Origin of the sequence: Paraburkholderia sp. EB58 (assembly GCF_050436665.1) — a bacterium.
Classification (GTDB): domain Bacteria; phylum Pseudomonadota; class Gammaproteobacteria; order Burkholderiales; family Burkholderiaceae; genus Paraburkholderia.
Window position 1 is genome coordinate 253,925 of record NZ_JBNDMQ010000002.1, and the last position, 26,153, is coordinate 280,077.

Sequence of the window (26,153 nt, forward strand, 5' to 3'; positions counted from 1 at the left end):
ACCCCATGACACGCAGCTACTCGAACTGGTTCGTGCGCGCGCGGCTCAAGACGCGCCAGTTGCTGTTGCTGGCGGCGATGGAGGAGGAAGGCAACGTCCGGCGCGCCGCGGATTCGCTCGGCATCACCCAGCCCGCCGCGTCACGCCTCCTGAAAGAGCTTGAAGACATGCTGGGAGTGAGTCTGTTCGACCGCACCCCGCACGGCATGCGCGCGACCCTCTACGGCGAAGTGATGATTCGTCACGCGCGCATGGTGCTGTCAAACCTCAGTCACGCGCATGATGAAATATCGGCGCTGCGGGCAGGCTTGACCGGCCAGGTGCGCATCGGCGTGATCGCCGCGGCGGCCGCGACCATGGTCCCCCGTGCCATTGCCAGCGTGAAGGAACGTTACCCGCAATTGCAGATCTGGCTGCAGGTCGAGACGTCCGACGTGATGTTGGCGCAGGTCGCGGAAGGCGAACTCGATATCATGATTGGGCGCGTGCTCGAGCGGAAGGATCCGTTGAAGACCGAAGTCCGCTACGAACCACTCGCCGACGAACCGTTATGCGTGGTCGCCCGGACCGGTCATCCTCTCGAAAATGAGACAGGTTTGACGCTCGCCGATGTGGTGGGCGCAAGCTGGGTGCTGCATCCGCCGGGCAGTGTGCTGCGCCACCGTTTTGATCTGATGTTTTCGCAGATTGGACTCAATCCGCCGCAAAATGTCGTCAATACGAACAATTTTCTGGCCATTTCAAGCCTTTTGCTCCATAGCGACATGCTCGCCGTCCTCCCGGACGAAGTCGCGCGGCAGTACCACCAGTACGGCATGTTGAAGCAAATGCCGGTCACTCTACCGTGCAGAATGGATACATTCGGTATCATCACGCGCCAGTCGCAATTGCTGTCGCCGGCGGCGTCGGTAGTGCTGGAAGCCTTGCGCTTAGCGGCTGTCGACGTGTATGGTGCGGCCTTCGACCCAGCGATGGCACGTTAAATGCTCGTACGTGGCTGCAGAAAGCAGCCAAGGTAGGGAAATCCATCGCGCAAGATCCGATCTCGCCACCTCACGCTGCAGTCCGGCCGGCGTCGTCTCGCTGCCATTTTTCTTTGGTAGCGTCACGCCGCCCCCGCAGTCCAGTGCAGGAGCGAGCAATGTACAAACAACATGGTAAGCGGCAGCGAGCTGCCGACGATTCCTTCTCTGTCCGGTCCGCAGGCGCGGGCCCCTGGATTGGCATGGCTCTCAAATCGACGATTTACAAGGCAGAACTGCAGATTGCGGACATGGACCGGCACTACTACGCCGACCATGCGCTGACGATCGCGCGCCATCCGTCGGAAACCGACGAACGCATGATGGTGCGCGTGGCGGCGTTCGCACTGTTCGCTCAGGAACGACTGGAGTTCTGCAAAGGTTTGTCAGATACCGACGAACCTGATCTCTGGCAAAAGGATCTGACCGGCGCGATCGAAACCTGGATCGAAGTCGGCCAGCCGGACGAACGGCGCATCGCAAAGGCGAGTGGCCGCTCCAACGAGGTCGTGGTGATCGCCTACGGCGGCCGCACCTCGGAGATCTGGTGGCAGGGGATTCGCAACAAGGTAGACCGGCTACGCAACGTCACAGTCTGGACGCTCGGCGAAGATGTCGGCGCCGCGCTTGGCAAGCTGGCGGAACGGACCATGCGCCTGCAATGCACGGTGCAGGACGGCGCAGCCTGGCTGGGCAGTGCCGACGCAGACCCGGTACCGATTGAATGGACCGTGCTGAAGGCGCCCGCGAACGCCTAGTGAGGGAAGGGCGAAACTACCGCGACATCCCCCGCGCCGCTGCTGCCGGTAATTCCAGCAGGCAAGGCATTCACACGGCCCCTTCCGGTGGCCCCTTCAGTTCGACCATATTGCCCTCGGGGTCGAACAGATACAGCGATGGCCCAAAACCATCCGCGCCGTAACGCACACCCAGTTCGCCGATGCGCACGCCGCGCTCCTGCAGATGCGCCTTGAGCGCCTCGCCGTCGAAGCCTTCGACGCGCAAACACAGATGGTCCATATTTCGACCTTCGCCGGGCGTGCCGTTCTCCGGCCGGTCGATTTTTGCGCCCACCTTCAGCAAATCGATCAGTGAACGACCCGCGCGCAGCTGGATCAGCCCAATGTCGCGCTGCTCTTTTTCGACGCTGCAGCCGAGCACGTCGCAATAGAAGCGGGTAATGGATTCGAGATCGGCAACCCGAATGACAACATGGTCGATCTCGCGAATATGGATCTTCATGGAAGGCGCCCCTTGGACGGTTCTCTACCGGTCAATGGCAGTGTAGAAGAAAGGCAGGGCATCCGGAGGGCCCAAAGCGAGGCGGGCGGCGGAAGAAATACGGGGCCAGATTGACGGACGCCAGGCAAAAAAAAGCCCGCTCTCAGGGAGCAGGCTGAATCCATATCAGGAGGAGACATGGAGGAGACAGGAACTACTATACACACGGGGTTGGTGCGACGCAATAACTTTTTAAGGGAAAACCCGATAGGGTGGCGTTTTGTCGCAGCCCGGCCTGAACTGACCCTAAACTGGCCCCCAACTGGCCCCTAAGCCCCCGTCGCCGCAAGGGCCACGCAATGACAGAGCAAGAACCGGAGCGTAGTGTGTCGGCATGCAAACTACATTGGTGACCATCGAAACCGTCTTTTCGGGGACATCATGAACCGTACCGTGACACCTGCCTGGTCTACAGACGCCGAACGCTGGGAAGCCTTGACCCAGCGCGACCCGCACGCCGATGGCGCATTTTTCTACGGCGTCAAAACCACCGGCGTGTTCTGCCGTCCATCGTGCGCATCGCGCCAGCCGCGTCGTGAAAACGTCGATTTCTTCGCTACGACAGACGCCGCCCGCGCCGCGGGCTATCGCGATTGCAAACGCTGCCAGCCCGGCGGCCTGCCGCGCGAACTCGAGATCGTGAATCGCGCCTGCGCTGCGCTCGACGCCGACCCGCAAGAGCGGCTCACGCTCGCGCAATTGAGCGACGCCGTGCACGTCAGCCCGTTTCACCTGCAGCGGCTGTTCAAACGCGTGGTGGGCGTGTCGCCGCGCCAGTATCAGGCGGCCCAGCGCGGAGCGGCGCTGCGCGAGGCGCTCCACCGCGGCACGGATGTAACGCGCGCCACCGTCGACGCCGGCTTCGGCTCGCCGTCGCGTATGTACGAAACCGCGCCGACCGAACTGGGCATGGCGCCGTCGGCCTATCGGCGCAAGGGCGCGGGGCTGACCGTGCATTACGCCAGCGCGCCGACCTCGCTCGGCTTCGTGCTGGTGGCGGCCACCGCCAAGGGCATCTGCAAGATCGGCTTCGGTGACGACGCTAGCGCGCTCGCCACTGAGTTGCGCGGCGAGTTCGCCAACGCCCAGCTGGTCGAGGATGCCGCCCGGCTCGCACCGTTCATCGCGCAAGTGGACGCCTACCTGCACGGCACCCGTCAGCGTTTCGACCTGCCGCTCGATATCGACGCAACGGCGTTCCGCCAGCGCGTCTGGGACGCACTGCGTCGCATTCCCTACGGCGAGACGCGAAGCTATTCGGACATCGCCGAAGCCGTCGGTTCGCCGCGTGCGGTGCGCGCCGTCGCGAGCGCCTGCGCGACGAACCCGGTCGCGCTGGCGATTCCGTGTCATCGCGTCGTACACAAGGGCGGGGCGCTCGCCGGCTATCGCTGGGGACTGCCGCGCAAGGCCGCGCTACTCGATGCCGAAGCCCACCATACGGGCGTAAACGCGGGCGTCGTGAATACCGCACCGGTGGTTAAGGCCGACGGCGCAGCAGTCGCCGCCGGAGCCGGCAAACGTAAAGCGAAGCCGTCAATCACACCCACCCCCAATCTGGATCACGCCGCTTGAGCACCGCCACCGACCTCGCCATCCTTGAACTGCCGTTCAAAGCCCCGTTCGACTGGCCGCGCATCCTGCGTTTCTTCGCCGGACGCGCCACGCCCGGCGTCGAAGCGGTCGAGGATGGCGCGTACCGCCGCGTCATCGACTGGGCCGGCGACAGCGGTACGCTGACGGTCCGCCCGCACCCGCGCAAGCGCTGCATCGTCGCCAGCATCGAAGGCCCCGCCGGCCGGCACGCCGAGGCGCTCGCCGCGCCGATCGCGCGGATGTTCGACCTGCACGTGGATCCGAAGGCCATCGCCGCGCATTTCGCCGCCGATCCCTGGCTGGCGCCGCTGATCGACGCAGCACCGGGCCTGCGTGTACCGGGGGCCTGGTCAGCCTTCGAGCTGGTGGTGCGGGCGATTGTCGGCCAGCAGGTCAGCGTGAAAGCGGCCACCACGATCATCGGCCGACTGGTGCAGCGCGCTGGCCAACGCATCGAGGACCACCCGCACGAACGCACCGCCTGGCGCTTTCCGACCCCGGCCGCCCTGGCCGCCGCGGACATGGCGCAGATCGGCATGCCGGGCAAGCGCGTAGCGGCACTACAAGGCATGGCGGCAGCGGTCGCGAGTGGCGCGGTGCCGCTCGACAGCCATGCCGCTGCCGACACCGTCGACACCGACGCCTTGCGTGCCGCGCTACTGGCGCTGCCGGGCATCGGCCCGTGGACCGTCGAATACGTGGCAATGCGCGCATGGCGCGACGCCGACGCCTGGCCCGCCTGGGATCTGGTGCTGATGCAGTCGATCGCCGCCCGCGACCCAACACTGTTGCGGCCGACCCAACAGCGCTCGCGTACTGACGCGTGGCGTCCATGGCGTGCATATGCGGCCATGCACTTGTGGAACGAAGTGGCGGACCGCGCGGGCACGGCTCGCGGCGGCTAGCACAAAGGCGCTAGCGGGGAGAGCACGGATCGTGCGTGAAGCGCTGGCGGCGTAGAGTAGGCGTGGCCTGCAACATCCCGAAGCATCTCGATAAAAGCCGGCCGGGAGGCGGCCGAGGTAGCCTCAAGCAGGGGTTGTGGGTAGATGTTAAAGTGCCCGCTACTGAAAATTCCGCCGGATGTTGTCGACCGCACATAGCTTCACTTGAGCGGCACATGGCGGCCGACAACGTCCGACTCGCATCAATGCCAAACACAACACCTTCCCACACGGCCGACCTGCTTTCGCACCGCCTGTCCGTGCTCGCCTCCGGTCCGCAGCGCGACGTGCTTATGACCGGCCTGCGCGGCATCGAGAGGGAAAGCCTGCGCGTCACGCCCGACGGCCAACTCGCGTTAACACCGCATCCGCACTCGCTGGGCTCGGCGCTCACGCACCCGTCGCTGACCACCGACTATTCGGAGGCGCTGATCGAACTGATCACGCCGGCGGAACACGACGCCGCCATCACGCTCGAGAAGCTCGATGAGCTACATCGTTTCGTCTATGCAGAGCTCGACGGCGAGATCCTGTGGAACAACTCCATGCCGGGTCTGTTGCCCGACATCGACGACGGGATTCCGATCGCGCAATACGGCTCGTCGAACATCGGCAAGCTGAAGTACGTGTACCGAGTGGGCCTCGCGCTGCGTTACGGTCGCACGATGCAAACCATCGCCGGCATCCACTACAACTATTCGCTGAACGAAGAAGTGTGGCGCTTGCTGCATGCGGACCAGCAATCCACGGCGAGCGCGGTGGACTACCAGTCCGAGCGCTATCTGGCGCTGATCCGCAATTTTCGCCGCACCAACTGGCTGTTGATGTACCTGTTCGGCGCATCGCCGGCGCTGGATCGCCGTTTCCTGCGCGGGCGCAAACATACGCTGGAAACCTTCGACGCCGACACGCTGTATCGCCCATACGCGACCAGCTTGCGGATGAGCGATCTCGGCTATTCGAACACCACCGGGCAGGCCGCGCTGCACGCGGATTACGACACGCTGCACGGCTACCTCGATGCGCTGGCCAAAGCGGTCAGCCAGCCCTATCCGCCGTACGAGAAAATCGGCACGCAACGCGACGGCGAGTGGGTGCAGATCAACACCAACGTGCTGCAGATCGAAAACGAGTTCTACTCGACGATTCGCCCCAAGCGCATCACTTATCCGGGCGAGCGTCCGCTGCATGCGCTGGCCGCGCGCGGCGTGCAATACGTCGAAGTGCGCTGCATGGATATCGATCCTTTTGAGCCGACCGGCATTGCGCTGGAAACCGCGCGCTTTCTCGATGCGTACCTGCTGGTCTGCGCTCTGGAAGACAGTCCGTCGCTGCCGCCGGAGGCGTATTGCGAGGCGAACCAGAACTTCGGGCGCGTCACCCAGGAAGGGCGCAAGCCCGGCCTCGAACTCACGCGAGACGGTCAACCGATCGCGATGCGCGAGTGGGCCGATGAACTGTTCGCAAAGATCGAGATTGCTGCGAAAGCGCTCGACGCACTGCGCGGCGACGACGCGCATGTGCGCTCGCTCGCCGCACAACGCGCGAAGCTTGCCGACCCATCGCTGACGCCTTCGGCACGCGTGCTGCAGACCATGCGCGACAAGCAGCAGAGTTTTCTCGCTTTCGGACTCGAACAGAGCGAAGCGCACGCCGCGTACTTCCGCGCGTGGCCGCTCGACGCTGACGCTACAAAAGAGTTCGCTGATCTCGCTGCGCAATCGCTCGAACAGCAGGCGAAACTCGAGCGCGAAGAGGTCGGTTCGTTCGACGCATTCGTCGCCGCTTACCGCGCTTATACGTTGAATCGCTTTAGCGTGTAGACGGCGCAGCGTCAATGCGAGCGTCGTGGCGAAAGTCACCGAGCAGAGAAGGGCGGCCAGTCAGGCTGCCCTTTTTGCTTCTGGCGGCGCTTGTTCAAACGAGCCGGTAACGGCTACGTATCCGACCAGCGCGAGGTCTGCCGTTTCGGCAAGAAGTGCCCAACAAGTGTCCGTCGCCAGGCTTTCGGCGAGGCGTATGAAACGTCACCGCATTGCCGTGGTCCAACCCTTACACCGAATGACCTTCCGCGCGCCGGTTGCGCGCGTCCGGTCGTCTCCACGCAGGGAGGATGCAAGGCGATGAAGAAAGCTCTGTTGGCAACATTGTGTGTGCTGGCTGCGGGTTGCTCGACGCGTGGGCAGGTAAATCCCGACGTCATGCAGATCGCCACCACGCCGCTGACGTGTTCGAACGCAACCGAATGCAGTCTCTGGTGGCAACGCGCCCAGACCTGGGTGGCAAACAATTCGACCTACAAGATCGAGGCCGCCAACGATTCGCTGATCCAGACCGCGGGCCCGCTTGGCGGCAAACGCGCGCTGGCCTATCAGATCACGAAGACGCCGAACAACGACGGCACTGCCACGATCGGCTTCGCGGCGCATTGCGACAGTTCGCTTGGTTGCAAACCGAATCCGTGGGAAGCCGGCGCCGATTTCAAGGAGTTCGTGCGCAGCGGCGTGGCCGGTAGCCCAGCGCCGCAAAACAACGGTGCAACCGCGCCGGCCACGGCAACGCCGCCGTCGCTCGAGGCCGCTCCGGCGCAATCAGTGGGTACGCCGGGTGACGTGCCTGTGAGTCAATAAGCGAAAAATAAGCGAAAGCGCCGCCGTGCGGCAGGCGGCGCCTCTCAATGCCCCATTGAAGGTCCCGCGCCCTTGCGCGGTTTCGTGATCCAGACCAGCGCGGCCAGCACGATAAAGCTCGCGCACGAGATCCGGAAGAAATCGTTGGTGGCCATCATGTACGCCTGCTGCGTGACGATCTGGTTCAACTGCGCCGTCAGGCTTTGGCCGGCAAACCCGAGACCCGTGAGGGAATCGCTATAGGCGGTGGTGTTGGGCGCATAGGTGCTGACCGATTCCGTCAGCACCGCGTGATGGTAGATCGTGTCGTTTTCCCAGTAGGTCGTGCTGATCGCGGTACCGATCGCGCCCGACAAGGTACGGAAGAAGTTCGACAGACCCGAGGCGCTCGCGAGCCGCTCGTCGGACACGCTGGACAGCGTGATGGTGGTCATCGGCACGAAGAAGCACGCCACGCCGATCCCCTGCACGATACGTGGCCAGATCACGTGATTGAACGGCACGTCGAGCGTGAAGGTCGAGTTCCAGAACGACACGAACGCAAACACGATGAACGCGAAGCTCGCCACCATCCGCAGATTGAGCCGGTGCATGTTGCGCCCGATCATCGGCGAGAGCACCAGCGCGAGCAGTCCGACAGGCGCGGTCGCCAGCCCGGCGAGCCCGGCCGTATAGCCCATCACCGTCTGCAGCCAGAGCGGGAAGATCACCACCGAGCCGAAGAAGGCCATGAAGCCGAACGAGATGATCAGCACGCCGAGCGCGAAGTTGCGATCCTTGAAGAGAGTCAGGTCGATCACCGGCTCCTTCTCGGTCATCTCCCAGACCAGCAGGAACGCAATCGAGATCACGGCAATGATCGCCAGCGCGACGATGAACTTCGAGTTGAACCAGTCGCGGTCCTTGCCGAGGTCGAGCATCATCTGCAGGCACGATACGCCGGTCACCAGCAGCGCGAGACCGATCGCGTCGATACGTTGCTGCGTCGTTTTCGTTTCGCGGCCGCGCAACAGCACGAACGCGCACGCCGCGGAAAACAGGCCGATCGGCACGTTGATGTAGAAGATCCACGGCCACGTGTAGTTGTCGGTGATCCAGCCGCCCATCACCGGCCCGAAGATCGGCGCGACGATCACCGTCATCGCCCATAGGCCGAGTGCAAGACCGCGCTTTTCGGGCGGATATGAGCGCATCAGGATGGTCTGCGAGAGCGGCACCATCGGCCCGGACACAAGCCCCTGCAGCAACCGGAACGCAATCAGCGACTCGAAATTCTGCGCGAAGCCGCAGAGGGCGGACGCGATCGTGAAGAGCAGTACGGACAGCGTGAACAGACGCACCTCGCCGACGCGGCGCGCGAGCCAGCCTGTCAACGGCACCGCAATCGCCGAGGCGACCGAATACGACGAGATCACCCACGTACCCTGGCTGGTGGCGACACCGAGGCTGCCGGAAATGGTCGGCACGGCGACGTTTGCAATCGACGTATCCAGCACTTCCATGAACGTGCCGAGCGCGAGTCCAACGGTGAGTAACGCCAGCGTGCCGCCGGCTAATGGGGCTGGTTCAGCGGCGGGTGCGGCAACTGCAGGAGCCGTAGCGGCCATGATCGAATCTCCTCAGTCGGCAGAAACTTGACCCAGCATGCATATCTCGCCATTCGGCGGGATGTCTTACATGTCCCGTCATCTTCTGCCCAGACAGATATTTCTTTAAACGTCGACGCGTTGGCAGGCGTCTCGTGGCTACGACTTGCCGCCTTCCGGCGACGCTGAGTTTTCTTCTGCTGCGCAGGGTTGGAACCCGCAATCCAGCCCGTTGCCCGAGCCGTTCGCGATCACGCGGCCCAACAGGCTCGTCAGCGTCGCGACATCCGCAGGCGTGAAACCCTGCAGCTGCTCGTTGAGCACCGCCGCGCCCAGACGGGGCAACTGCTGGGCGACTTCGCGCCCATGCGGCGTCAGTTCCAGTTTGACCATACGGCGGTCGGCATCGCTACGCGTACGGACGATAAAGCCTTTCTTTTCAAGACGATCGAGCATGCGCGTCATCGAGCCGCTGTCATACGACATGGCGCGGGACAGCTCATACGGCGTATGCGCCCGGTTGCACGACAACGTCAGGATCACGCCAATCTGCTGCGCCGTAAGGCCCAACGGCTTGACCGCACGGTCCATCCGCTCGACCAGCACATTGCGCGCTTTCGACAGGTAATAGCCAAGACTCGATTCGAGATGAATCTCGTCGGCGTTATAGGGACCGTCAGTCATCGAAATTCGCTTGGAACGTCCGCATTTGGCACCGCATCGCGTTTGAAACATTGAGCAGAGGGGATTTTAGCTGCCTAAGCAGACAAGTCAACGTTAGCGGCCCCTGGTGACGCTCGCGAAAAAACAACACAGCAGCAGATGCGGCGTCGCAGCATCTTGAAATTTAATTGCATAGGCAATATTATGATAGACAACGAGTCACGCGCGATCCGCGCCACCCGAGACCATGTTCTGACCGCTTTGCCGCGCACCCAACCTAGGTGGTGCGTAGAGGATTCCCCGTCATGCTGTACCTGAAAAACACCTTGGGCGGCCTAAGCCGCTCCCTTCACGATTCCGCACTGCAAACCTTCCAGGGGCCGTATCGCTGGTTGAAACTGGCGCTGTACGTGGTCATGTTTGTGCTGCCGGGGGGATCGCTAGGGGTGATGTTCTTTGCGTGGCTCGATCACCGCCGCAATGGCCGTGCTACGAAGGCGGCAACGGCCGCCGCCGTTGCACCGGTGGCGCTTCCGGGCAGCGCGAGCGCAACAAAGTCCGCCGCGAAACCCGTTGCACCGGGTACGGCACTGGCCGTTGCCACGGCCTGCCAGCCGCGCGCCGAAGCGCCGGCTTGCCGGGCAGCAGCCGGCAAACAGGCCCGTCAAACGACTGCGGCCGAACTGCGCTGTTAAGGCGAGGGCGCGCCTCCCGGCCGCTCGCTTAGGTTTTCTCCCGCAGTTTTTTTTGTCCCATAGGGACCCTGCCGCCGCTCACTCGAGCGTCGCCAGCGCGCCGCCGTAACCGCACGTAACCGTCACCGCCGCGCAAGTTACACACCCACGGCGCGCCCTGCATTAACCTTTCGGTTTTCTGCCCCATCGGCATCGCGTGCGCTACCATTCCGGATCGTCGCGACGTCCCGTCTCCGATTGCCCTATCGGCGGTCAAAGGGGCGGTGGCCCGCCGATCTTCCCAAGCCCCGCGAACACCATGGACGTTCGGGAAAACTTGCCTCGGCCGAATCGACAGGAATCCATAGCATGCAGTTTGACCGAAGCTCGCACGCGCGGGCCGTTGCGCCGCGCGCCCTCACCCTCGCTGTAGCCGCAGCGCTCGGCGCCCTGCTGGCCGGCTGCGCGGTCGGCCCGGACTATAAGACGCCCACGACCCAGGTGCCAGCCTCCTATAAGGAAGCTGCACCGGGCTGGAAGGTCGCACAGCCAGCCGATCAGCACGACCGCGGCCAGTGGTGGACCATCTACGACGACGCGCAGCTCAACGCGCTCGAAGACAAGCTGAACACCTCGAACCAGACCGTCGCACAATATGCCGCCGCTTACCGGCAGGCCCGCGCGCTGGTCGGCGAGGCGCGTGCCGCATACTTCCCGGTGATCAGCGGCTCGGCGGGCATGACCCGGTCGGGCAACGGTGCATCGGCAACCGCGAGCAGCATGTCGGGCGCACGCGCCAACGTCAATAACAGCTACAACGTGTCACTCGACGCAAGCTGGGAGCCTGACCTGTGGGGCAAGGTCAGCCGCACGGTCAGTGCGCAGGAGGCCAGCCAGCAAGGCGCTGCGGCCACCCTCGCCAACGCCCGGCTGTCCGCGCAAGGCACGCTCGCCCAAACCTACTTCTCGCTGCGCTCGCTCGATGCGATGCAGAAGCTGCTCGACGACACGGTGCTTGCCTACGAGAAGTCGCTCAAGCTCACGCAGAACCAGTATGCGCAAGGCGTGGCCGCCCGATCCGACGTGATTCAGGCGCAGGCGCAATTGCAATCGGCGCAGGCCGCCGCCATCGATAACGGCATCGCCCGCGCCCAGGACGAGCACGCAATTGCCGTGCTGGTCGGCGAGCCCGCCTCGACGTTCTCGATTCCGCCGTCGCCGCTCACCGCGACGCCGCCCGCCGTGCCGGCGCAGATGCCGTCCGCGCTGCTCGAGCGCCGCCCCGACATCGCAGCGGCCGAGCGTGCCGCCAAGGCGGCCAATGAGCAGATCGGCGTCGCCATCGCGGCCTTCTTCCCAACGCTGACGCTGTCGGCGGGCGGCGGCTACCAGAGTTCCGTGCTGTCGCAATTGCTCACGACGCCGGCGCGCTTCTGGACCCTCGGCCCGCAACTGGCCGGCACGATCTTCGACGGCGGCTTGCGCGCGGCGCAGACCGCGGCGGCCCGCGCAACCTACGATCAGGACGTGGCGGTCTACCGTCAAACAGTGCTGGCGGCATTTCAGGACGTCGAGGACAACCTCGCGTCGCAGCGCATTCTCGAGCAGGAAATCGGCGTGCAACAGCAGGCCGTCGCTTCGGCCCAACAGGCGCTGGATATCGTCACGAACCAGTACAAGTCGGGCACGGTCGCCTACCTGAGTGTGCTGACTGCGCAGACCACCGCGTTCACGGCCGAGCAGAAGCTCGCCAGTCTGGCAGGCGAGCGGATGGTGTCGTCCGCGGGTCTGGTGAAGGCGCTAGGCGGCGGCTGGGATGTCTCGCAGATGGCGCGTGAAACCGGCACCGTGGCCGCGCCAGCGCCTGCGGCATCGGGTACGCCTACGGGGATGGCGCCGGCCGCAGCCGACGCGCAAAAAGCCGCGGCCGTCGGCCAGCCGCACGCTCAAAGCGATTGAGCATCCGACCCGCCAGCGGAACGGAACGAACCGCAGGCAAAGAAAAGGACAAAGGGGCATGGCCGCGACGCGGTCATGCCCCTTTGTCGTTGAATCGCCCTACGACCCGCGTGGCGCAGTTAGCGCACGAAGGTAAGTGCCACGGTGTCCGGCCCTGTCGGCCGTCCAAGCAGATTCAGCAGGCCGGCGAGGTTGTCGCGCGCTTCCGGTGCCGCGCTCGCCGTTCCGTTGAACGACGTCGAGCCCGCGCCCAAGACGCCGTGACCGTCCAGCTTCAACGCCCCTTTCAGCGTCGAGAGGTCGATCGTGGAATCGGCGCCCTGCGCCTGAATCACTACCCGGTAAGACCCCAGCGGCTTGACGAGCGAGACCCGCGAACTTGCATCGTTGAACGTAATCGTCAGTTGTCCGAATGCTTCGTCACCGAAGCTGCGCCAGTCGCTCCACGCGAGCCGCACGTCGCCTTGCAGATCGAGCGTGTTGAACGGCGCACCCAGACCTGAGAGCAACGACGCCGGCACCGCGATCGCGCCCTGCGACAGGATCGCGCCACGCCGGGTGGCGTCGACGGTGATCGGGTCAGGCATCGCTTCGCTTTGCAGCATCGTCATCCGTATGCGGCCGGTGAAGAGCGGCCAGAAGGCGGTATGCCAAACGATGCGCCCCGGCAGCAACGTCGCAGCACTGATGTCCGATCCGGCCGCCAGCATCAGCGTGGCCGAGCCATGCCACAGCGAGCCTGTGGGATCCACAAGGTTGACGTGGCCGGCGCTTGCCTTCGTGAACTGCGGCGTGATCCACGCCGCGGGTAACAGCACCAGCAACACGGTACCACTCGATAACACCGCGACCAGCAGCCACGGCAGGGCAGCGCGCAGGCGCCGCGTCCAGAAATTCATGCGAGATCCTGTGGCTGCACCGTCATTTAGCGGTCGACGGCTGCAGCGAAGCCGTCAGGTCGACCTGTCCATCGTCTTTAAGCGCCGTCACATGCGCTTCGGCGACCTGCACCTTGAACTGATGCCGCGCATCGTCGACCCACGTGGTCCACACGGGGAACGACGCGTTCTTCAACTGGATCTGCACCGCATTGCCGAGCAACTGAACCTGAACAGGCACGATGCCGTGGTCTGTGAGCGACGCGGTGAGCGCATCCTTGAGCGCGCCGCCCGTGGGCGCCACACCCTGGGCCGCCGCCGACAGACGGCGCGCCTCATCGGCCTGCGCGTTCATCTGCGCGAGCTGACGCTGCATGGCCGGCAACGTATCACGCAGATGCGCGCGGCCGTCCTGGGCCGGGGCCCACAGGATCGACCACGCAATCACCACACCCAATACAGCGCCGCCCCATAGCAGCAGAGTTTTCTCGCGCTCGGTGCGCCCGTCCCAGAATCCGGCCCATGCTTCAGCAAGTTCAGTTTTCATTGTCCGCTCCTGATGGTCCACTTGCCGGTATTGCTATCGATCCCGCCGCTCAGCCCGTTGACCGACAGACGTTGCGAGAGGCCGGAGTCGACCTTGATCTCAGGCTTGAACGTGACGTCGAGACGGCGGTCGTGATAGTCGAGCGCCGCGATACCGTTGACCGGCACCGGGCCCAGCGAGCGTGCGAGTCCGGATGCCAGCGAGAGGAAATCGTCCGGCGACAATTCACCCGCGGCCACGCGCAACTGCTGCGTCTGGCGCGACATCTGATCGGGCGCGTCGAGCACGACGGTGGTCTTCGGGAACGTGTTGAGCAACAACTCGGTCATCTGAGTGTTGATCGCATCGCGCTGGTGGGCGAGCATCATCCACTGCACATTCGCGCCAATGATGGCGACCACCAGTGCACCCACGGCCAGCAGCGCGGGCAGACGCAGACGCCGCAACGTTGCGCGATCGAGGCGCCACGGCTGGGCGGCAAATTCGAACTGACACAGGTCGAAACGGCACTCCAGCGCCCGGCGCGCCAGTTGTTCGAACGGCAACGGCCGCGTGCCCGTCACCTGGGCAGCGAGCTTCGCCTGCGCGCTCAAACCCATGCCGGGCTCGTTGCCCGGCACCTCGGTGAGCAGATAGAGCGAGACCGGGGCGTCGCCCGCGAGCGCCGCGAGGGTCGCATTCACCGCCGTCGCGGGCACGGCGAGGCCTTCACCCTGGCTGCCGCGCGCAATCGCGAGTTCCACCCGGGTAGTGCTGGAGTCCGGCGCGATCTCGGCGAGCAGCGCGGGGGCAGTGGACACCACGGTGCCCAGCACGGCTGCGACGACCGGCGCCGGCGGCGCGATCGGCAGGCCGGCTGCCAGTTTCGCCGCCACGGCAGGCTGTAGCTCGGCGGACGCCAGTTCGACGTCCTCGAGGGGGGTAGCCACCACGGGAGCCGGCGGTAGACAACGCGTCACCGGCACTGCGCGGACACTGCGATGACCGGCCGCAGCGAAGGCTTCGCAAATAAAGCGGAACCAGCCGCGATCGACGATCGCGAGCAGGCGCCGGCCTTTGCTGAGCGGCTGCGGATCGAGCGCGATATGGCAGGTCTGCGGATCCTGAATCAGTTGATCCTCGACGATGTTCGGCAAGGCCTGACGTAGGCGCGGGCCTTTCAGCGGAGGCAGCGTCGCGGGCATCATCAGGAGGTCGCGCGCGGCGACCATCAGGACCGTCGACGACGCGCGCGGCAGCAGCGCGAGTGCCGAGCGACCGGCGCGCTGCGTGCGGCCCGACTTGTCGAGCAGCACAAACGGCAACTCCGGCAGTTGCCATTCCTGCGATGGCACCGCCGGGTCACGCGGCGGCAATAGGACGATCAGCGTGCTCAAAGGCCACTCTCTCCGGGAAAAGCGTTATTCATGGTTGATCTTGTATGCGCACGACGCGGGTGGTGTGTGTCAGCGGATCGCGATAGACGAGGGTCGTGCGGTCCACTTGCGCGCGTTCATGAATGACGCGGCCGTGGATAAAAAAGTAACTGGTCGTGACATCGAGGAGGCTGGGGTCGATCGCCACTTGCGTCACACCAGCACCCTGCAAGGCCAACTGTACATCGCCAACGTTATGAAAGAACACTGTCTGGCGACGCGCGACGAACGCCTGGGCATTCGACAGGCTCATGCCGGGCACGACGGCGGCGATCACTTCGGCGGTTGCGGTGTTCATGTTGACTGCCGTATTGGTAGGCAGATAGGTCACGAACGGCCGCAGCCGGGTGATCATCTCGGGGGTGAAGCCGGGCACGTCGAGGAGCGAATCGACGCTGGTCATCTGCAGCGGCGCGACGCCGGTGTTGTCGTCGTCTTCGATGCCGGGTTTATTGGTGAAGGTGTTGCCGCCCGTTGCACCGCCTTCGGGGGTAACGGAACCGCCGGCCGTGGTGGTTTGGCTCTGGAAACGCGTGGCGGAATGACCGAGGCCATTGCGGAGTTGCACAGCGGTGCTCTGCGCCAGCTGGCCGCTGAGGCCAAGCTCGACGAGCAGGCGCTGGAATGCCGCGATCTGTTCCACGTTCAATTGCAGGATGCCCGGCACGGGGCTTGAAACCAGGTTACGCAGGTTGAATTTGCTTTCTGCGTCTTCTATTGAGCCTGATAGATACGTAGCTGCGCCTTCTGACGCTCTTACTTCGCCTATTTGGCCGAGGAAATCGGATAGGCGCGTTTTGGCGATGGGGACGCCCCAAACCCCCCCCAGGTAGGTGATGCCTGCCGAGGTGTCGCCTTCAGATCTTAGGATTAGGCGAGTCCAGTCTAAGGCGCCTCGCGAGATCCATTGGGCTTGGGATAGGAGGCGTTGGTTTTCGATCCTTCGGATTTGCACTTGCTGGCGCCACAGGATGCCGGATACCAGGATTGCTGATAGGGCTACAACCAGTAACGCGCTGATTATGGCTACGCCGGTTTGCTTTTTTGGTGTGGCTACGGCGGTTGGCTGTTTTTCTGCGGCGTTGGCCTTTCCTTGCTTTCTTGTCGGTCTATTAGCTTCGCCCCTGTGCGGGGCAGCACTTACTTTCTTTGCCGCCGCAAAGAAAGTAAGCAAAGAAAGCGGGCTCACACCGCCAGCCCGTAGGTGTCCACCACGCAAACCATCGCGGAGCGGTCCGAAGACAAGACCCGCCCTCGCATTTCCCCCGTTCGTGACAAAGCACTCATTCATCCCGTCCACGCACTGCGTGCGTGACGGTTCGGCATAACCTTCGGTGGGGTACTTGGATCCTAGGGTATGAACAATACCGGCGGCTTGCCGCGCGACTAATGCACTGGCCAAACCTGTCGATGCCGTCCGAATGGCTGGCGGCATCGAAAAACTCACGCCAGCTCGCTGCATACGTGGGAGCAGCGCAGAGCCTGCCTTCGCTTGCTGTGGCTGTTGTGCCCGTCGGCGGGGCGCGAAGCGCGACGCTGGAGCGGATGAATGCTTTGTCACCGGGTGAAGGTGGGGCGAGGGCGCATCTCGTCTCGCACCACTACCGGTTACATACAGAGGTGGACACCTACGGGCTGGCGGTTGCAGCCCGCTTTCTTTGCTTACTTTCTTTGCGGCGGCAGAGAAAGTAAGTGCCGCCCCGCACAGGGGCGAAGCTAATAGACCGATAACAAAGCAAGGAAAGGCCAACACCGTACGAACACAACCAAAGACAAACCTAATCAGACCGATAACAATACAAAGAAAGGCCAACACCCCAAGAACAACAACCAAAAACCAAGGCGCCGCAGGCAAACGCCCCCCCGCCTGCGCAGCAGAAAAGAAAAGAGACAACCCCGGCGGTAGCAACAAAAAAAACCCCACGCCATCACTCTCCGACGAGAAAAACCCTCGTAACAGGCCGCGCCAACGAAGTAGCTCCAATCACAACCTCAAGCCCCGTAACAGACCGCGGCAGCGGCGCCCCGCCCAGCTGGGGAACCTTCAAGTTGTTATCAGCCTCCGTAATCGCCGCCTGCACATCCTTCATCTGCGTGGTCCAACCCACCTTGGGCACAAAAAGCCGCGCAGAAATAGAACCTACACCACCCATCAAAGGCACCGCACTCCATCCCTCTCCCTCGCCACCCCGCAACGCCCCCTGCAACTCGCCCACATTGCCCAGCGGCGGCGAGGCATACCGGGTCACCCGCCCATCGGCCACCCGGTATCGCACCACCTGCAAGCGCGGCGCCGTCTCCGGCAAGTCGAGCTCGCGCACAATCTGCAGCGCATTGCTGCTCACCGATACCGCCGCTTGCCCAGACTCGTCATCCGTCGCCGCGTGGCGCGCATCAATGCGCATCTGGTCGAACAACTGCGCAAACACCCGCTCGTCTTCCATCGCGTTCGTAATCGCCTGCCGTCCGCGGATGATCTGGTCCAGACCTCGCCACGACAACACCGCGATCACCGCCAGAATCGCTATCGCGACCAGCAACTCAATCAGCGTAAAACCACGCGACGGCCGTTGGCCGCGGCGCTCAGAGCGAACGATTCGTTTCATTCGCCACCACCGTCACCATCTGGGCAAGATTGCCGGTGCGGCCCGGTGTCGTCACCAACACTTCGACGCGACGGAACACCGGGTTCGGCGTCGCCGTTACGCGCTCCGTACAAAGCATCTGCAAATTCCCCTGCGAACAGTCGAAACTGCTCGATCCGACCTCCGGCCAGCTATGTGCAAGCTTCAACTGCGCCAGCGTATTGTCGGCACTCCAACCCGCCAGCAGCCGCTGATGCAGCTCGACCTCGCTGCTCGCCAGATTGCCCACTGCCCGCATCGACGCAGCCAGCGCCACCGCGATAATCGCCAGTGCCACCAGCACTTCGATCATCGTGAAGCCGCGCTGCGAACGCCCGCGTACCGGCGCGCACTGACCATCCCTCATCCGGCCGCCCATCTCAATGCACCTCATAGCGGCCATTACCCATCCCAACGATCCGCACCGAGCCCCCGGCCGAAAACAGTGTGACTTCCACCGGCGCATCGATGCTCTCAGTGCCGAACACCACCCGCGACGGATGCACGTCCGAACCCGGATAGTCGATCGTCACGCTCGTCACGCCGCCTTCCCAGCGACGCGGCCCAAGCAGGTCGTCGCGCAGCGGACGCCAGCCGTCATCGGTATGCATGTCGAAGCGAAAACCGCCCTCGTACGGCTGCCACGCGATAGGCCGCGCCCGCACCTGCGCTTCATCACCAGCCGATTCGAACAGGAGCGCCAAACGTTGTGCCTCTTCATTGAGGTCCGTGCGCGGATTGCGCGTCAGCGCCAACGATGCCACCGACACCAGAATCCCGGCGATCACCAGCACCACCAGCATCTCCAGCAACGTGAAACCCGCCTGTCGTCCGGCACGCCGGCCGCCGTCGTGCGTCAGCGCGACGGGTTGCCGGCACTCGCGGCACTCCTCGGCGCGCGGCACCATCGCCGCACGGGCAGTGGCCACATGAGACGTGCAATCGGACGGAGCCATGGTGCTGGTGTTAAGCGAGAGTGCGCGTAAAAAACTCAACAGATCATTCCCACGAGCCTATGTCGGCGTCGTTGCCTTCGCCGCCCGGTTTGCCGTCGGCGCCGTAGCTGAATATATCGATCTCACCGTGCACGCCCGGGTTCAGGTACTGATACGCATTGCCCCACGGATCGTTCGGCAGACGCTCGAGATACCCGCCGTCCTTCCAGTTGTTCGGCACCGGATCCGTGGTGGGCTTTTCAACCAGCGCGCGCAATCCCTGGTCCTGGGTCGGATAGCGGCCGTTGTCGAGGCGGTACAGCTTCATGGCCTGCATGATCGTGCCGATGTCCTGCTTCGCAGCGACACGCCGCGCCTCATCAGGACGGCTCATGATCTTCGGTACGATCAGCGCGGCCAGAATGCCGAGAATCGCGATCACCACCATGATTTCGATCAGCGTAAAGCCGCGTTGGCGACGATTACCCGGACCCGCGATTTCTGTGCGGCGAGTGGTCCACATTTGCATAGCTTGCTACCTCTTTTCAGGAAGATTTTTCGACTGGCGGGCGTCGCGCGGGCTCTAGCCAGTGCGCGATTTAACACACCCGGTTTGTCATTTTAATGTCATGCACTTGAAGGGTTGCGAGAAAACGCCGGGCCGCCCCAAGTTTCCGCTCCGCAGGAAGTCCCTTGGGGGATCGCCCCCCTCGGGGGAACCTGGCGCGAAGCGTCAGGTTAGGGGCATTTTCCCCCAACGCAAATTTCACAATACTCCGTACAATGTTGCGCATGAACGCCATCCAAATCCGCCTTCTGTCGCTCGCGCTGTTCGCCGTGTTCTGCGCGACGCTTACCTACTGGGTCGTCTCGCTCACCGCGCTACGCGGCGAACCGTTGCCGGCAGCGGCTGTACGCGCACCGGTCTCGGTCGAACAGGCCGCCACGCTGTTCGGCGGCCAGCTCCAGCGCACCGCCAACCAGGACGTGCACCTGTTCGGCATTCTCTCGCTCCAGGAAGGCGGCGCGGCCATCATCAGCGCCGGCGGCGAACCACCGCGGGCCGTGTCGCTCGGCAGCGCCATCATGCAAGGCGCCAAGCTCTACGAAATACGCCCCCGTTCGATCATCGTCGACCGCAACGGCGTCCATACCGAAGTGTTCCTGCCCACCAACCCGGCTGGCCCCACCATCTACGTGCGCTGAACAGGACCGCTGCGGTCGTTATCTCCACAGCCATCATTGAGTGCGCGCCCTTTGTGCTCGCGCGCCTCAAGACTCAAGGGCACGCTCAACCGCGCATCATTGCACCAGGTTGTTCAGCTCGATGATCGGCAGCATCACCGCAAGCACGATCACCAGCACCACACCGCCCATCGCCAGAATCAGCAACGGCTCCAGCAAGCTCGTCAGGAACATGGTGCGCCGTTCCAGTTCATTGGCTTCGCCTTCCGCCGCGCGATCGAGCATCGTCGTCACGTCGCCGGTCGCTTCGCCCGAACGGATCAGGTGGACCAGTACTGGCGGAAACGTCTTGGTATTGCCCAACGCGCGCGATAACGACGTGCCTTCGCGCACGCGCACGATCGCATCGTCGATGTTGTCGCGCATCGCCCGGTTACTCAGCGTTTCGCTGGCCGCCTGCAGTGCGCGCAGAATCGGCACGCCGGCTGCCGTCAGAATGCCGAGCGTGCTGGCAAAGCGCACCGTGTTATAGCCGCGCACCAGCTTGCCGAGCAGCGGGGCGGTCAACAGCCACCGGTCGAAGGCGAGACGTGGCCCAGGCTGCGCCAGAATCGACCGCACGATATACGCCAACACCACGACCGCAAGCAGCACCGCCCACCACCATTGCCGCACGAACCCGGACAGCGCCATCATCACGATGGTGAGGACCGGCAACTGCTGCTTGGTACTCGCGAACACGTTGACGACCTGCGGCACCACATAGCTCAGCAGGAACGTGACAATGCCGAACGCGATGATCGTGACGATGGTCGGGTACGTGAACGCCAGCACGATTTTCTGCTTGAGCGCGTTGCGCTGTTCGATGTAGTCCGCAAGGCGCGACAGCACGAGACCCAGCTTGCCGGTGTGTTCGCCCGCGGCCACCAGCGCCCGGTAGATCTCCGGAAAATCTTTCGGATGTTGCTGCAGCGCATTGGCGAGCGAATGGCCGCCCAGCACCTCGGCGCGAATCGACGCCATCAGTTCGCGGATGTAGTCGCGCTCCGACTGTTCGGTCAGCACCGAAAGCGCTTCGTCAAGCGGCAGGCCGGCAATCAAAAGGCTCGCCAACTGCCGCGTGAGAATGGCCTGCTCGCGTTGCGACAGCCGCCGCCCCAGCGAGAGCCTCTGATTGCGCTCGCCGCGCGTGCGGCTCGAGGCCGGTTCGACGACGAGCGGGGTCAGCCCCTGGCCGCGCAGATGCGTGCGCGCGCCGCGCGCGCTGTCGGCGTCGAGCACGCCTTTTTGCGCCTTGCCGGTCGCATCGATTGCTTCGAAACGAAATGCCGGCATGAGCTTATGCTCCGCCCGTTACGCGGATCACTTCTTCGAGCGAAGTCAGCCCCGAGTCGAGCCAGCGGTCGGCATCTTCACGCAGCGTGCGCATGCCCTCGGCACGGCCCGCGGTGAGAATTTCCGAATCCGCCGCATTGCGGTGAACCAACGTGCGGATCGCGTCGTCGATCAGCAGCAACTCGTACACGCCACGCCGTCCTGCGTAACCGGATTGGCCGCATTTGTCGCAACCGACCGGATGCCATCGGACGCGGCCATCTGCGTCGGTCCGTTCTTCGCGACACACCGGACATAATCTGCGGACCAGCCGCTGCGCCAGCACGCCCAGCAACGACGAAGCCAGCAGATAAGGTTCGACGCCCATATCCGTCAGACGAGTCACCGCGGATGCCGCATCGTTCGTGTGCAGCGTCGCCAGCACCAGGTGACCCGTCAGCGATGCCTGCACGGCGATCTGCGCCGTCTCGAGGTCGCGGATTTCACCGATCATGATGATGTCCGGGTCCTGCCGCAGAATCGAGCGCAGCGCCCGTGCGAAGGTCATGCCGATACGCTCGTTGACCTGCGTCTGGCCGATCCCCGACAGATCGTATTCGATCGGGTCTTCGACGGTCATGATGTTGGTTGTCGCGGTTTCGAGGCGCGACATCGCAGCGTACAGCGTGGTGGTCTTGCCCGAACCGGTCGGCCCGGTCACCAGCACGATGCCGTGCGGGCGTCCGATCAGCTTGTCGAATTTGACGAGCGTGTCCGAGCCCATGCCGAGCGCTTCGAGATTCAGGCGCGAGGCGTCCTTCTCGAGCAGACGCAGCACCGCACGCTCGCCGTGCCCCGTCGGCAATGTCGACACCCGCACGTCCACCGGCCGGCCGCCCACCCGTAGCGTGATCCGGCCGTCTTGCGGCAGACGCTTTTCGGCGATATCGAGCTGCGCCATGATCTTGATCCGCGAGATCAGTGCGCCGTGCAGCGCCTTTTTCGGCCGCACCACATCACGCAGCGTGCCGTCGACGCGAAAACGCACCACCGACGCATTCTCGAACGGCTCGATGTGAATATCCGAAGCCTGTTCACGCGCCGCCTGGGTGAGCAGCGCGTTGATCATACGGATGATCGGCGCGTCGTCTTCCGATTCAAGCAGATCCTCGACCTCGGGGATCTCCTGCATCAAGCGCGACAGATCGACTTCGCCTTCCACTTCACCGACCACTTGCGCCGCGCTGCCATCCTGGCGCGCATACGCCTGATTGATCGCCAGCGCGAGTTCGTCAGCCGGCAAACGCACCACCGAAAGCGCGCCGAAATTGCGCGCCACTTCGGCGAGCGCGGCATCGCTCGTGCGCTCGCTGATCCAGACTTCCAGTCCATCAGCGTGCTGATGCGCCACCAGAATCTGGCCGCTACGCGCAAAGCCGTAGGGCACAAGGCGGGCAGCGATCGCCGACGGCGCGCTGCGCTCGGCATGCTCCACTGCAACCGCGGACGGAATTGCCGTGGCGCCGGCGCGGGTCGCTGCCGACGACGCAGAACCTGACGGCGGCGTGGACGGCGTGCTCACGGCTGCGCTCCTGGTGAAGTGGTGGCAGGCGCGACGGTGACCGGATTGGTCTGGACGGCTGCGCCATTTGGCACCGGGTTGGACTGGGCAGGCGCTCCGTTCATCACCGGATTGGTCTGCACAGCACCACCATTCGTCACCGGTACGGGAGTAGAGGCTGGCGGCATCGCCTGCTGGCGACGCATCTGATCGAGATTGAACAGGTTCATCGCGGGAGCGCCGCCCTCGGCCGGGCCGATCGGCATCGGCGGAACCACCGGATCGTCCTTGTCCTTGATCAGGTTGTTGTCCGACTTGTACGCGCCCTGTACGCCCTGGATGTAGTCGTAGCGGTTCGACGTCACGGCCTGCGCGGTATCGCGATCGTTGATGATCACGGGGCGCAGGAACACCATCAGGTTGGTCTTGTTGCGGCTCTTCTGTTCAGAGCGGAACAACTGACCGATCCATGGAATATCGCCCAGCAGCGGCACTTTGCTGTTGCTGACCTGGTAGTTGTCCTGCATCAGGCCGCCAAGCACGATGATCTCGCCATTGTCGGCGAGCACGGTCGACTGGATTGAACGCTTGGTGAACTCCGGGCCGGCCGGGTTGGTCGCCGCGTTGGTCGTGCCGGTCACGATCGCCGAGTCTTCCGTGTAGAGCTGCAGCTTAAGAATGCCGCCGTCGGTGATCTGCGGCTTGACATGCAGCGTCAGGCCAACGTCGACGCGGTCGTAAGTATTGAACGCCGAACTCGTGGTACCGCTCGTGAGGTTCGAATACGAACCCGTCTGGATAGGTACGTTCGTGCCGACGACGATCTTGGCTTCCTCGTTGTCGAGCGTGATGAGGTTAGGCGTCGACAGCACGTTCGCGTCGGCGGTCTGCGACAGCGCCTGCAGCAACGCGCCCAGTCCCTGCACACCGAAAATGTTGTGCACCCAGCCGACGTTAAGCCCCTGCTGGAGATTCTGGCCGACGAGTGCCGCAGGCAGACCGCCGGCGACCCCGGCCGCAGTCAGATTGATGATGCTGTTGGCGCCGCCGGTTGCCAGGTTGGTGCCGGCCAGGACCGCACCGGTGCCAACCTGCCACTGAATGCCAAGATTGGCGTTGGTGTTCGAGTTCAGCTCGACGATCAGCGCCTCGATATAGACCTGCGCGCGCCGCGCATCGAGTTGGTCGATCACCGCCCGCAGGTTGCGGTACACAGGCTCGGCCGCCGTGATGATCAGCGAGTTGGTCGCCGCGTCCGCCTGGATCATGCCGCCCGGCTGCTGATTGTCTTCGCTCTTGTCCTTGTCGCTGCCGATCGTATCGCCGGAACCGCCGTTAGCGCCGGAGCCTCCCGCGCCGCCCAGCGGCGACGACGTTGAGCCGCTGCCGAGTCCGCCCGAGGGCAGCGGCGGCGTACCCGACGCGCCCGTCGAATTGCTGCCATACGAGCCGCCGCCGTTCTGGTTGAACGAATTCGCGCTGTTCGAACTGGCCGACGAGCCCGTGTCACCGCCCTTGCCGAGCATCCCGCGCAAGGTCTTCGCGAGCGTCGTCGCATCCGCGTTGCGCAGCGGCACCACGTGCATGTTGCCGGGTATGGCGGTGGGCGCGTCGAGTTCCTTCGCCAGTTGCTTCGCCGCCGCGAGGCGGGCGCCGTTCGTCGCACGAATCAACAGCGAGTTGGTGCGCGGGTCGGCGGTAATCGACACCTTCAGCGTCGCATCGGTACTGCCGATCGCGCCGGGGTCGAGCATCTTGGTCAACTGCGGAGCGATATCGAGCGCATTCGCGTTCTTCAGCGGCACCACCACCACCGACTGTCCCGCGGCCGTATCCACACCCGCAATGATCTGCGCAATACGCCGCACATTGTCGGCGTAGTCGGTCACGACAATCGTGTTGTTGGCCGGGTAGGCCGCCACGGTGTTGTTCGGCGAGATCAGCGGACGCAGCACCGGCAGCAGGTTATTCGCCGACTCGTTCTTGAGCTGGAACACCTGCGTGATTACCTGGTCGCCGCGCGCCACCGGCGTGTTGCCGACATAGGTCGGCACGCCCTGCAGCTTCGCATCGGCCTCCGGCACCACTTTCAGCACGCCGTGATCCTGCACGAGTGCGAAGCCCTGCATCCGCAGCGCAGACTGCAAGGTCTTGAGCGCCTGGTCTTCGGGCACCGGGTTTTCGGAGACGAGGTTCAACTGACCCTTGACGCGCGGGTCGACAATGATCGTTTTGCCGGTCGCGGCGCCAATCGCCTTGGCCACCTGATCGATGTCGGCGTTGACGAAGTTGAGTGTCACCTGAGCGTGTGCGGTCTGCGCAGTGATCAGTCCAGCCACCAGCAGCGCCGTTGCGACGCGACGCAATGCCATACGATTTCTTCTCATGGAATTTGATGTCGATGCCGACCGCCGAAGCGATCGGCTGTCATGCGCAGCAAACATAGGTATGTACCAGCAGCGATCCCCCAAGTCTGCTCACGCCCCCGCGGGCGCAGGCAACCCCCACTACCGTCCGGCCTATGTCCGAAAAAAATGAACAGTAACAGCTTTTCATGTCGGATTTGTCACAAAACAACGGCTCCGGTGCGATTACTCTAAATAGCCTCGCAGACTGTCAAAATTTTGAAAGCTTTGGTAAGGACTCGTGGGCCGGTCGGCGACATTCGTTGTTCGCACGCTTATGTCGGACAGTCAAACTTGACGCTCAAGTGCCTGCCGGTATCATACGGCGGTTGAACCTGCCGAACGCAGTTTGCCTGGGCGGGTTTTCCCCGATGTCCGCCACAGGCTCGGTGTTGGCGGTCTGAGGCGGTTGACAGGCGCATCCTGACCCCGAGCCGAATACCTTACCGGATCTTTCTTTCATCATTTGTTCAGTCATCTTGAGCGATGAAACAGGCCCTTCTGACAGTTGCCGCGATACTCAGTACGCTGCTCGCCGCAGGGCCGGCGCACGCCGACTGTTTCGATGAAGCGGCTCGGTATCAGAAGGTTAACCCGCTGATTTTGCGGGCCATTGCCTGGCAGGAATCGCACAACCGGCCAGACGCGCTGCATAAGAATGCGAATGGGTCGACCGACTACGGCGTGATGCAGATCAACTCGATTCATCTGCCCACGCTGGCTCAATACGGCATCTCCTCCAACACTTTGATGGAGCCGTGCAAGAACGTCTATATCGCGGCCTGGCATCTGCGTCAGCAGATGAATAAGTATGGCAACACCTGGCAGGCGGTCGGCGCCTATCATTCGGAGACGCCCGCGTTGCGCGACCAGTATGCGCAGCAAATCGTCGGCATTCTGCGGAAATGGAACCTCATCAGTACCTCACGGTGAG

Annotated in this window: 24 protein-coding genes; 10 read left to right on the top strand and 14 right to left on the bottom strand. The window is 63.7% G+C overall.

Annotation, left to right across the window (positions count from 1 at the left end):
• Positions 1-5: 5 nt before the first annotated feature.
• Positions 6-983 (top strand): LysR family transcriptional regulator, encoded by a 978-nt coding sequence (locus P3T40_RS03810; RefSeq protein WP_429266338.1) that lies wholly within the window; start codon positions 6-8, stop codon positions 981-983.
• Positions 984-1,225: 242 nt separating this feature from the next.
• Positions 1,226-1,780 carry a YaeQ family protein gene (locus P3T40_RS03815; protein WP_429266605.1) on the top strand — a complete coding sequence of 185 codons (555 nt, stop codon included), beginning with the start codon at positions 1,226-1,228 and terminating at the stop codon, positions 1,778-1,780.
• A 70-nt stretch (positions 1,781-1,850) separates the two neighbouring features.
• Here the strand turns inward: P3T40_RS03815 and P3T40_RS03820 are convergent, their stop codons facing one another.
• Positions 1,851-2,264, bottom strand: a complete 414-nt coding sequence (locus tag P3T40_RS03820; RefSeq protein WP_429266339.1) for a VOC family protein — start codon at positions 2,262-2,264, stop codon at positions 1,851-1,853.
• Between the two features lie 420 nt (positions 2,265-2,684).
• Between P3T40_RS03820 and ada the strand changes: the two genes are divergently transcribed.
• From ada to P3T40_RS03840, 4 genes are all read left to right on the top strand, one after another.
• Positions 2,685-3,878 carry a bifunctional DNA-binding transcriptional regulator/O6-methylguanine-DNA methyltransferase Ada gene (gene ada, locus P3T40_RS03825; protein WP_429266340.1) on the top strand — a complete coding sequence of 398 codons (1,194 nt, stop codon included), beginning with the start codon at positions 2,685-2,687 and terminating at the stop codon, positions 3,876-3,878.
• Positions 3,875-4,804, top strand: a complete 930-nt coding sequence (locus P3T40_RS03830; RefSeq protein WP_429266341.1) for a DNA-3-methyladenine glycosylase family protein — start codon at positions 3,875-3,877, stop codon at positions 4,802-4,804. Before ada ends, P3T40_RS03830 begins: the two co-directional genes overlap by 4 nt.
• Before the next feature lie 245 nt (positions 4,805-5,049).
• The gene (gene gshA, locus P3T40_RS03835; RefSeq protein WP_429266342.1) at positions 5,050-6,666 is read left to right on the top strand and encodes a glutamate--cysteine ligase; all 1,617 of its coding nucleotides are present in this window, start codon (positions 5,050-5,052) and stop codon (positions 6,664-6,666) included.
• A gap of 300 nt (positions 6,667-6,966) precedes the next feature.
• On the top strand, positions 6,967-7,473 hold the full coding sequence (locus P3T40_RS03840) for a hypothetical protein (protein WP_429266343.1): 507 nt from the start codon (positions 6,967-6,969) through the stop codon (positions 7,471-7,473).
• A 44-nt stretch (positions 7,474-7,517) separates the two neighbouring features.
• Here P3T40_RS03840 and P3T40_RS03845 read toward each other — a convergent pair whose 3' ends face one another.
• Complete coding sequence (locus P3T40_RS03845) at positions 7,518-9,080, bottom strand: DHA2 family efflux MFS transporter permease subunit (RefSeq protein WP_429266344.1); 1,563 nt, start codon at positions 9,078-9,080, stop codon at positions 7,518-7,520.
• Positions 9,081-9,218: 138 nt separating this feature from the next.
• Positions 9,219-9,743, bottom strand: a complete 525-nt coding sequence (locus tag P3T40_RS03850) for a MarR family winged helix-turn-helix transcriptional regulator (RefSeq protein WP_429266345.1) — start codon at positions 9,741-9,743, stop codon at positions 9,219-9,221.
• A 284-nt stretch (positions 9,744-10,027) separates the two neighbouring features.
• Between P3T40_RS03850 and P3T40_RS03855 the strand changes: the two genes are divergently transcribed.
• Together P3T40_RS03855 and P3T40_RS03860 are read left to right on the top strand one after the other, a co-directional pair.
• A complete protein-coding gene (locus P3T40_RS03855) occupies positions 10,028-10,417 on the top strand; it encodes a hypothetical protein (protein ID WP_429266346.1) in 390 nt (129 codons plus the stop codon).
• 348 nt (positions 10,418-10,765) lie between these two features.
• Entirely contained in the window at positions 10,766-12,355 is a 1,590-nt protein-coding gene (locus P3T40_RS03860) for an efflux transporter outer membrane subunit (RefSeq protein WP_429266347.1), read from the top strand.
• 119 nt (positions 12,356-12,474) lie between these two features.
• On the opposite strand, the gene P3T40_RS03865 is transcribed toward P3T40_RS03860, so the two are convergent.
• From P3T40_RS03865 to gspG, 8 genes are all read right to left on the bottom strand, one after another.
• Entirely contained in the window at positions 12,475-13,254 is a 780-nt protein-coding gene (locus P3T40_RS03865; RefSeq protein ID WP_429266348.1) for a type II secretion system protein N, read from the bottom strand.
• A gap of 22 nt (positions 13,255-13,276) precedes the next feature.
• Positions 13,277-13,780, bottom strand: coding sequence for a type II secretion system protein GspM (gspM, locus tag P3T40_RS03870; RefSeq protein ID WP_429266349.1), 504 nt, complete (start codon positions 13,778-13,780; stop codon positions 13,277-13,279).
• Entirely contained in the window at positions 13,777-15,156 is a 1,380-nt protein-coding gene (gene gspL / locus P3T40_RS03875) for a type II secretion system protein GspL (RefSeq protein ID WP_429266350.1), read from the bottom strand. The genes gspM and gspL overlap by 4 nt, the downstream gene beginning before the upstream one ends.
• 28 nt (positions 15,157-15,184) lie before the next feature.
• Positions 15,185-16,219, bottom strand: a complete 1,035-nt coding sequence (gene gspK / locus P3T40_RS03880; RefSeq protein ID WP_429266606.1) for a type II secretion system minor pseudopilin GspK — start codon at positions 16,217-16,219, stop codon at positions 15,185-15,187.
• Between the two features lie 904 nt (positions 16,220-17,123).
• A complete protein-coding gene (locus P3T40_RS03885; RefSeq protein ID WP_429266351.1) occupies positions 17,124-17,801 on the bottom strand; it encodes a PulJ/GspJ family protein in 678 nt (225 codons plus the stop codon).
• Positions 17,779-18,186, bottom strand: a complete 408-nt coding sequence (gspI, locus tag P3T40_RS03890; RefSeq protein WP_429266607.1) for a type II secretion system minor pseudopilin GspI — start codon at positions 18,184-18,186, stop codon at positions 17,779-17,781. Before gspI ends, P3T40_RS03885 begins: the two co-directional genes overlap by 23 nt.
• Positions 18,187-18,199: 13 nt before the next feature.
• Positions 18,200-18,775, bottom strand: coding sequence for a GspH/FimT family pseudopilin (locus tag P3T40_RS03895; RefSeq protein WP_429266352.1), 576 nt, complete (start codon positions 18,773-18,775; stop codon positions 18,200-18,202).
• 43 nt (positions 18,776-18,818) lie between these two features.
• Positions 18,819-19,283 (bottom strand): type II secretion system major pseudopilin GspG, encoded by a 465-nt coding sequence (gspG, locus tag P3T40_RS03900; RefSeq protein WP_429266353.1) that lies wholly within the window; start codon positions 19,281-19,283, stop codon positions 18,819-18,821.
• Between the two features lie 254 nt (positions 19,284-19,537).
• Between gspG and P3T40_RS03905 the strand changes: the two genes are divergently transcribed.
• Entirely contained in the window at positions 19,538-19,960 is a 423-nt protein-coding gene (locus P3T40_RS03905; protein ID WP_429266354.1) for a type II secretion system protein N, read from the top strand.
• Positions 19,961-20,056: 96 nt separating this feature from the next.
• Here P3T40_RS03905 and gspF read toward each other — a convergent pair whose 3' ends face one another.
• The 3 genes from gspF to gspD are packed head-to-tail and all read right to left on the bottom strand — an operon-like array spanning position 20,057 to position 25,186.
• Positions 20,057-21,274 (bottom strand): type II secretion system inner membrane protein GspF, encoded by a 1,218-nt coding sequence (gene gspF, locus P3T40_RS03910; RefSeq protein WP_429266355.1) that lies wholly within the window; start codon positions 21,272-21,274, stop codon positions 20,057-20,059.
• Positions 21,275-21,278: 4 nt separating this feature from the next.
• Complete coding sequence (gene gspE, locus P3T40_RS03915) at positions 21,279-22,835, bottom strand: type II secretion system ATPase GspE (protein ID WP_429266356.1); 1,557 nt, start codon at positions 22,833-22,835, stop codon at positions 21,279-21,281.
• Positions 22,832-25,186: a type II secretion system secretin GspD gene (gene gspD, locus P3T40_RS03920; protein ID WP_429266357.1), complete on the bottom strand. Its 2,355-nt coding sequence runs from the start codon at positions 25,184-25,186 to the stop codon at positions 22,832-22,834. Before gspD ends, gspE begins: the two co-directional genes overlap by 4 nt.
• A 519-nt stretch (positions 25,187-25,705) precedes the next feature.
• Here gspD and P3T40_RS03925 point away from each other — a divergent pair.
• Entirely contained in the window at positions 25,706-26,152 is a 447-nt protein-coding gene (locus P3T40_RS03925) for a lytic transglycosylase domain-containing protein (RefSeq protein WP_429266358.1), read from the top strand.
• Position 26,153 lies beyond the last annotated feature (1 nt).

Excerpts from the sequence above, each read along its gene's own strand:
- P3T40_RS03810 (WP_429266338.1), top strand. The coding sequence starts at position 6 with ATGACACGCAGCTACTCGAACTGGTTCGTGCGCGCGCGGCTCAAGACG.
- P3T40_RS03815 (WP_429266605.1), top strand. The coding sequence starts at position 1,226 with ATGGCTCTCAAATCGACGATTTACAAGGCAGAACTGCAGATTGCGGAC.
- P3T40_RS03820 (WP_429266339.1), bottom strand. The coding sequence starts at position 2,264 with ATGAAGATCCATATTCGCGAGATCGACCATGTTGTCATTCGGGTTGCC.
- ada (WP_429266340.1), top strand. The coding sequence starts at position 2,685 with ATGAACCGTACCGTGACACCTGCCTGGTCTACAGACGCCGAACGCTGG.
- gshA (WP_429266342.1), top strand. The coding sequence starts at position 5,050 with ATGCCAAACACAACACCTTCCCACACGGCCGACCTGCTTTCGCACCGC.
- P3T40_RS03840 (WP_429266343.1), top strand. The coding sequence starts at position 6,967 with ATGAAGAAAGCTCTGTTGGCAACATTGTGTGTGCTGGCTGCGGGTTGC.
- P3T40_RS03845 (WP_429266344.1), bottom strand. The coding sequence starts at position 9,080 with ATGGCCGCTACGGCTCCTGCAGTTGCCGCACCCGCCGCTGAACCAGCC.
- P3T40_RS03850 (WP_429266345.1), bottom strand. The coding sequence starts at position 9,743 with ATGACTGACGGTCCCTATAACGCCGACGAGATTCATCTCGAATCGAGT.
- P3T40_RS03855 (WP_429266346.1), top strand. The coding sequence starts at position 10,028 with ATGCTGTACCTGAAAAACACCTTGGGCGGCCTAAGCCGCTCCCTTCAC.
- P3T40_RS03860 (WP_429266347.1), top strand. The coding sequence starts at position 10,766 with ATGCAGTTTGACCGAAGCTCGCACGCGCGGGCCGTTGCGCCGCGCGCC.
- P3T40_RS03865 (WP_429266348.1), bottom strand. The coding sequence starts at position 13,254 with ATGAATTTCTGGACGCGGCGCCTGCGCGCTGCCCTGCCGTGGCTGCTG.
- gspM (WP_429266349.1), bottom strand. The coding sequence starts at position 13,780 with ATGAAAACTGAACTTGCTGAAGCATGGGCCGGATTCTGGGACGGGCGC.
- P3T40_RS03885 (WP_429266351.1), bottom strand. The coding sequence starts at position 17,801 with ATGAAACGAATCGTTCGCTCTGAGCGCCGCGGCCAACGGCCGTCGCGT.
- gspI (WP_429266607.1), bottom strand. The coding sequence starts at position 18,186 with ATGAGGGATGGTCAGTGCGCGCCGGTACGCGGGCGTTCGCAGCGCGGC.
- P3T40_RS03895 (WP_429266352.1), bottom strand. The coding sequence starts at position 18,775 with ATGGCTCCGTCCGATTGCACGTCTCATGTGGCCACTGCCCGTGCGGCG.
- gspG (WP_429266353.1), bottom strand. The coding sequence starts at position 19,283 with ATGCAAATGTGGACCACTCGCCGCACAGAAATCGCGGGTCCGGGTAAT.
- P3T40_RS03905 (WP_429266354.1), top strand. The coding sequence starts at position 19,538 with ATGTTGCGCATGAACGCCATCCAAATCCGCCTTCTGTCGCTCGCGCTG.
- gspF (WP_429266355.1), bottom strand. The coding sequence starts at position 21,274 with ATGCCGGCATTTCGTTTCGAAGCAATCGATGCGACCGGCAAGGCGCAA.
- gspD (WP_429266357.1), bottom strand. The coding sequence starts at position 25,186 with ATGGCATTGCGTCGCGTCGCAACGGCGCTGCTGGTGGCTGGACTGATC.
- P3T40_RS03925 (WP_429266358.1), top strand. The coding sequence starts at position 25,706 with ATGAAACAGGCCCTTCTGACAGTTGCCGCGATACTCAGTACGCTGCTC.